Raw genomic sequence first — 6616 nt, 5'->3', positions numbered from 1 at the left:
CGCCCCCGCCACCCCGCCGGTAGCTGAGGAACCCGCGATCGAAACCGACACCGCGGACGAAACGCAAAACGACACCGCGGCGCAGTCGAACGACTCGCAGGATGCTGCTGCTGACACCAGCGCCCAGCCCAAACTCGCCGAAACCGGTGCTGACGACTCGATGCTGCTGATCGGCGGCGCCGCCGGCGCCCTGCTCGCCGCAGGTATGACACTCACCGTCGTGAACACCCGCCGCCGCATCAACGCCTAAACGCTAGGAAGGGTTTATTTCAATATGGAGATGCTCAACACTCTGCTGGGCCTGTTTGTCACCTTTGCCACCATCGGTGGCGGTCTGTGGGCCGTCTGGGGTGTTATCACGCTCGCCGGTGGTCTGAAAGACCAGAACGGACCGCAAACGCAGTCGGGCGTTTGGCAGACCGTCGGTGGTGGCCTCATCATCGCCGCAGCGCAGCTGTTCAGCCAAGTCACCGTCTAACGCTTTCGGCGTTCTCGGCAGGGCGGGTGCATCCCCGCCAAAGTTCTCGAGCGAAGAGGCGTTTCCATGGACAACCCAATCATTTCCATCGTCGTTGAGCTGCTCAACGCCGTTGGCGGTTACCACCTCGGCCAAATCGGCCAGGGTGCCATGACGCCAATCTCCGAAGCCAGCCCGGTCGCCTACGAGGCGATGCGACAAATTGCCGACACCGTTGTTCGTCCGGTCGCCTCCGTCATCCTCTCGCTCATGCTTGTGGTCGAACTCGCCCGCAACGCCTCCAAATTTGAGGGCGACGGCCAGATCGGCGTGCGCATCATCGCCGGCACGATGTTCAAATTCGTGCTGCTCATCGTGGCAGTGCAATACGCACCGCAGATTTTGCAGGCAATCAGCGGCGTCACCGAAACCATCAGCCAGGGCGTTGCGGCATCCGCATCCACCCCGGAGACCACGGCGTCAGGCAAGCTCGGCGATCAGATCAAACCCCACCTGAACATGCTGAACGCTATCCCGGTGCTGATTATTTTGGCGCTGCCGTTCATCATCTCGTGGCTCGCGGTAATCGTCGCCCAGGCAGTGGTCATCTTCCGATTCATCGAAATCTACGCACTCACCGCATTCGCGACGCTGCCGATCGCTTTCGCCGCGCATCCAGAAACAAAAAGTATTGCGGTGGGATACCTGCGCGCCTACGGTTCCGTCTCGCTGCAGGGTGCCACGCTCATACTCGGCATCTACCTGTACCAGCTGATGATTCAATACGGCGGCTTTGCAGTATTCCCCGACCCACAAGAAATCGGCCCAATGGGGATGACCGTGACGGGCTGGGCATTGAAAGCAGTCTTGCCCGTATCGCTGGCAGCGATCCTCATGATTTTTGTCGTCATCGGGTCGAGCAAGCTCGCGAAATCAATCGTGGGACAGGCAGGTTAGTCATGGCACTCGAAGTCAAGGTTTACAAAGAAATCACCGACTACCAGGCCAAGGTCATGATGGGCATGAGCTGGCGACAACTCGCCTGTGCCATATGCGCTCTGGTGCTCGGCGGCGGTGTTTTCGCAATCTTTTACGTACTCGATATGAAAGACCTCGGCCAGTGGCTGGCGGCACTCATCGCCGTTCCGTTTGGGGCATTTGGTTGGGTACGCCCACGCGGGCTCCCGTTTGAAAAATACGCGGGCTATGTGCTCGCGCACCAATGGAACTCAAAACGGCGCATCTACGCACAAGAGCCGATCTGGCAGGTAGACGAACAACGAAAGGACTACGGTGTTCCCGTTCAGTCGACGCGGCGAAACCGCAACGAAGTCGTCGAGTGTGGCCGATAACCGCGAGGCCGACCACGCAAACTCTGAAAGCGACTCGAAGCGTTCACAGAACAAAAAACGCGACAAGCAATCGTACTCGCGCCGCACTCGAAACACCGCCCAGGATGCACTCGCCTACCTCGGGCTCACCGAAAGCGGCATCTGCGTGCTCGACGACCGCCGCTACTCGATCACACTGAAACTCGGCGACATCAACTATCAGATGGCCGCGCGGGAGCACCAGGAGGCGCTGCTAGAACGCTACGCACAGTGGATCAACTCGTTTGACGCATCCCAAAGCCTGCAGATCAGCGTGATTAACCGGCGCGTCGACCGTGCAGCGCTGCGTCGCGCCGTCGAAATGGAATACCGCGGCGACGGGCTCGACTCGTACCGCGCCGAATATAACGACATGATCGACTGGCGGCTCTCTGAGGGCCGCAACGACACCGTCACCGAAAAATACGCCACCATCACGATCGACGCCGAAAATTACGAGTCGGCACACACCCGGCTGATGCGGCTAGCCAACGAATCGATCACCTTCCTGCGCGCGGTTGGTGGATGCAAGGCCGAAATGGTTTCGGGATACGGTCGCGTCGGCATTCTCAACAGCCTGCTGCGCCCCGAAAGTCGGCTCGAGTTTGATTATTCATCGATGGCGGTTTCGGGACTCACCACCAAAGACGTGGTGGCGCCCTGGGCAATCGATTTCACCGACCCGAACACGGTGTGCCTTTCGAGCGAATCAGACACCTACGCACAGATTCTTTTCCTCGACCGGCTGCCGGCGTGGCTATCAGACCAGCTGATTCGTGACCTCACCGAAATCAACACCAACATTGCGATTTCGCTGCACGCCCGCCCCTTCGATCCGGGTGAGGGCCTCCTGCACGTGAACCGGCGCATCGCCGATATGGAAATCCAAACCGCTAACGAGCAGAAGCGGGCAGCCAAACAGGGATATTCTGCCGATCTCGTCCCGCACTCGCTGCGCCGCGCACACCAAGAAGCGGTCGAACTGCGCCGCCAGCTCGAACAGTCAAACGAAAAACTGTTCTCGACCACGATGCTCGTGATGGTGCAGGCCCCCAGCAAAGAAGAGCTCGCTCATCGCGTCGACCGCGTCCGTGAGGTTGGCCGCCGCCACTCGTGTGAATTTGTCACCACCAAGTGGATGAACGAAGACGCCCTCAATGCAGCCCTCCCCCTGGGGCGCTGCGATCTGCCGCTTTTCCGCACGCTCACCACCGCGAGTGTTGCGGTGCTCGTGCCATTCACCGTGCAGGAACTGCTCGATGAGGGTGGTCTCTACTACGGCGTCAACAAACTGTCGCGCAACCTCATCATTGGTTCGCGACAGGCCACCATGAACGGTAACGCCTTCTACCTCGGCACCTCGGGCGCTGGTAAATCGATGTTCGGCAAGAGCGAGATCGCGCAGGTGCTCGCGAGCCGCCCCCATGACGATGTCATCATTATCGATCCCGAACGCGAGTATGTGCCGCTGGTCGAGGCATTCAACGGGCAGCGCATCGAAATTCACGCTGGTTCGACCTCAGCCATCAACCCGATGGAGCTGGTGGATGACCAGATGGATGACAACCCGGTGCGCCGCAAAAGCGAATTCGTGCTCTCGATGTGCGAGGTGCTCATCGGCGGCCAGTTCGGCCTCAACTCGGCAGCCCGCTCGATCATCGACCGAGCCGCATCGCAGCTGTATAACGAGTTCCAATCGGCCAAACCGCGCACTCGCGAACAGCCCACGCTGCGGAGCCTATTCGATGCGTTGCGGGCCCAGCCCGAACCCGAGGCGCAGCAGATCGCGACCTCGCTCGAGCTCTACGCGCAGGGCTCGTTCTCGGGATTTGCGCTGCCGACGAACGTCGACCGCGACAATCGCCTGACACTGTTCGATATTTCGCTACTGGGCCAAGACATGACCACTTTCGGCATGCTCGTGGTGCTCGAAGAGGTGTGGTCGCGTGTGGTGCGTAACCGCGCCCGTGGCCGGGTCACCTGGCTGTATGTGGATGAGTTCCACGTATTGTTCGCCAACGAATACGCTGCGCGCTACTTCCAGAGCGTCTTCAAGCGGGCCCGTAAGTACGGCCTGAACCCCACGGGGTTGACGCAAAACATTGAAGAGCTCCTGTTGAACGAGCGCGCTCGGTTGATGCTCGCCAACTCGGATGTGCTCGCGCTGCTCAACCAAAAAGAAACCGATGCCCGTGCCCTGCAACAGCTGTTTGGGTTCAGCCAGCAGGAATCGTCATACTTCCGCAATGTGTCGAGCGGTCACGGTCTTTTCCGGATGGGGACGGCAACGATTCCGTTCGACAGCACCATCCCTGAAACCACCGATATGTACCGCCTGTTTACAACGAAGTTCCAGGAGCAAAATCGCCGATGAACTCACCAGCCGGCAGCGGATACGACCTCTCACATTCGGTTACCGAACCCATTGTGGCGGGCTCGCAAGACTTCGTTCATGCGAGCTTCCAGCAGAGCGCTGAGATCGGCCGTGAGAGTTTCCGGATGGCGGCTGAGCAGGGGCAGCAGGCGATCAAAGCGGGAGCCATGACCGCATTCCAGGGCGGTATGGCAGTCGGTTCGTTGATTAACCGCGTCGGCTCGGCCCAGAGCGGGCAGCAGGATGATGAGGGCGGCCACGGCGATGTGCTGGCTGCGGGTTCGCGCGGCACCATGATGGTGCATCAGGGTGCCAATACAGCCACGCAGACGACCATGATTCAGGTGCGTGGCCAGCAGCGCATCGTTGAGTCATCGGTGGCCACCAGCGTGCAGGCCGCCTCCAAGACGGCAACCACGCTCGTGAGCAACAGCATCCGCGGAGCCACCACTGTGGCGACACAGAGCAGCCGGGTGCTCGTGCAGCGCGCCACCGAGGCCGGGGTTATGGCCACCCAGGCAGCCGCCACGGCAGCCACAACCGCGGCCACAACCGCTGCAACCACGGCGACCACTACCGCGGCCACGGCAGCCACCACCGCAACGGCTACCGCCGCCACCACCGCTGCGTCAACTGCCGCCGCCACCGCCGCGAGCGCGGCCGCAACCACCACCGCAACGGCTGCATCCGCTGCAGTTTCGGGTGCTGCCAGCGCTGCCGCCGGAGCCGCCACTACCGCGGTTTCCGGTGCGGTGAGCGCCGCAACATCGGCGGTAACGACGGCTGCCGGTGCCGTCACGTCGGTGATTACCAGTGCGGTTTCGGCAGCTTTTTCAGCCATTGCCGCGGCGGTCATCACGGTGCTAGTCATGATCGGTCTGCTGGTGGGTACGGGCTATGCGCTGGTGTCAATGCAGAACAATTCGGTGCCGGCTGCCGCAGCTGCAAGCCGGCACGACGACTACCCCTACCCCGATAATTTCGGCCAGGGAATGTCGCCGATGGGCTACGCCTACGGCAATTGCACCGACTTTGTTGCCTGGCGCATCAACCGTGACCAGGGCTCGTACGGCGAACCGTGGTCGTACACCTGGGGCGATCTCACCCCGCTCGGCGGTGACGGCAAAGACTGGGGTCTGCCGGGCAATATGCCGGGTTGGGAGGTCACCACGACACCGGGGCCTGGCGATATTTTTTCGGTTCCAGCCGGATATGTCGGTGCCGGCAGTAGCGGTGGCCCCTACGGGCACGTGGCCTATGTGGCGGTGCGCAACGAAGACGGCTCGATTTTGACCGAGCACTATGGCGAAAACCACTACTACCAGCAGACCTACACACCCGAACAGGTCGCCTCGTTCATTCAGGGTGGCGTGGTGTTCAAAACCAACGCCGCCAATCCGGTGCGCAATGCACTCGGTGCTGGTGTCACCTCACAGCTTTACAGCCCGCAGGATGCCCGCGACTATGCCCGGTCGCGGCTGGCCGATTTTGGTTGGGATGAGAACGAAATGGTAGCGCTGACCCGCCTTTGGGAGGGCGAGTCGGGATGGCGGTGGAACGCTGAAAACCCGAGCTCCGGCGCCTACGGCATTCCGCAGGCACTGCCGGCCGAAAAAATGGCTTCGGCGGGTGAAGACTGGCGTTCAAACCCGGCCACGCAGATTGACTGGGGCCTCCAATACATTAAAGACACCTACGGCAGCCCGTCCGCGGCGCTCGAGTTTTGGAACTCGAACGACCCGCACTGGTATTAGGAGACAGCGTGCGGGGGTCTGATCGCCGGGTAATTATTGGGATGCTGGTCGGCATCCTGCTGATCGCGTTCGTTGGTTTTGTTGTGTGGTTTGTCAGTGCGCGTGTTGGTGGCGACGCCGCAGCCACAGACGGCGCGTCGCCGGCGACCGTGGCGCCTTCGAACAGCACCGCTGCCCCGAATCCGCGGATCGGTTCGACACTGCGTCCGAACGCACCCGACGGTATGAATGACTATTCTGGTGTGATCACCGAAATCCCAGACGAGGCAGCCGAACTGGCTCATGACGCGGCAGCCGAACTGGCGCCGTGGCAACAGGGCGAAACCGTGGCAGAGCGACGCAGCCGAGTGTCGAAGTGGATTCCCGAAGATCTCGTCAACGAAAGCCCGTTTACTGCATCCATGACCGAGATTTCCGGTGCCTCGGTGACGGTCGACGACATCCCGGAGGCAACGCTTGCCGGTAGCGCCGATGATTCAGCCGAACTCCTCCACATCGCCCAGCCGGTGAAATACACGCTGCACCTACCCAAGGGCGACGATAGCGAAACAGTTGCCTACGGCCAGGCAACGTGGATGTTTACCGTCAAGATGCACAATGATGGATCGGCAGAGATTGTTGGCCTGACCGAACCTACCGGTCTCTAAAAGAAAGAGTTTTG

The 6616-nt window shown here is 60.9% G+C and carries 7 protein-coding genes; all 7 read left to right on the top strand.

Annotated elements, in window-relative coordinates; translation table 11 throughout:
• Nucleotides 1-250 (top strand): hypothetical protein (locus tag JMV54_RS04025; RefSeq protein ID WP_230972803.1); only part of this gene is annotated, 250 nt, incomplete at its 5' end.
• 30 nt (nucleotides 251-280) lie between these two features.
• Nucleotides 281-478, top strand: a complete 198-nt coding sequence (locus JMV54_RS04020) for a hypothetical protein (protein WP_230972667.1) — start codon at nucleotides 281-283, stop codon at nucleotides 476-478.
• A 66-nt stretch (nucleotides 479-544) separates the two neighbouring features.
• Nucleotides 545-1414, top strand: a complete 870-nt coding sequence (locus JMV54_RS04015; protein WP_201517649.1) for a VirB6/TrbL-like conjugal transfer protein, CD1112 family — start codon at nucleotides 545-547, stop codon at nucleotides 1412-1414.
• 2 nt (nucleotides 1415-1416) lie between these two features.
• A complete protein-coding gene (locus tag JMV54_RS04010) occupies nucleotides 1417-1809 on the top strand; it encodes a PrgI family protein (protein ID WP_201517648.1) in 393 nt (130 codons plus the stop codon).
• Nucleotides 1751-4201 carry a VirB4-like conjugal transfer ATPase, CD1110 family gene (locus JMV54_RS04005; protein ID WP_201517647.1) on the top strand — a complete coding sequence of 817 codons (2451 nt, stop codon included), beginning with the start codon at nucleotides 1751-1753 and terminating at the stop codon, nucleotides 4199-4201. The genes JMV54_RS04010 and JMV54_RS04005 overlap by 59 nt, the downstream gene beginning before the upstream one ends.
• A complete protein-coding gene (locus tag JMV54_RS10780; RefSeq protein ID WP_201517646.1) occupies nucleotides 4198-5955 on the top strand; it encodes an aggregation-promoting factor C-terminal-like domain-containing protein in 1758 nt (585 codons plus the stop codon). The genes JMV54_RS04005 and JMV54_RS10780 overlap by 4 nt, the downstream gene beginning before the upstream one ends.
• Before the next feature lie 8 nt (nucleotides 5956-5963).
• Nucleotides 5964-6602 (top strand): hypothetical protein, encoded by a 639-nt coding sequence (locus JMV54_RS03995; protein WP_201517645.1) that lies wholly within the window; start codon nucleotides 5964-5966, stop codon nucleotides 6600-6602.
• Nucleotides 6603-6616: the final 14 nt, after the last annotated feature.

Origin of the sequence: Gulosibacter hominis (assembly GCF_904842695.1) — a bacterium.
Lineage (GTDB): Bacteria > Actinomycetota > Actinomycetes > Actinomycetales > Microbacteriaceae > Gulosibacter > Gulosibacter hominis.
Note: the sequence above shows the minus strand (reverse complement) of the source record. Positions and strands in the feature narration are given on the sequence as shown.

Excerpts from the sequence above, each read along its gene's own strand:
- JMV54_RS04020 (WP_230972667.1), top strand. The coding sequence starts at position 281 with ATGCTCAACACTCTGCTGGGCCTGTTTGTCACCTTTGCCACCATCGGT.
- JMV54_RS04015 (WP_201517649.1), top strand. The coding sequence starts at position 545 with ATGGACAACCCAATCATTTCCATCGTCGTTGAGCTGCTCAACGCCGTT.
- JMV54_RS04010 (WP_201517648.1), top strand. The coding sequence starts at position 1,417 with ATGGCACTCGAAGTCAAGGTTTACAAAGAAATCACCGACTACCAGGCC.
- JMV54_RS10780 (WP_201517646.1), top strand. The coding sequence starts at position 4,198 with ATGAACTCACCAGCCGGCAGCGGATACGACCTCTCACATTCGGTTACC.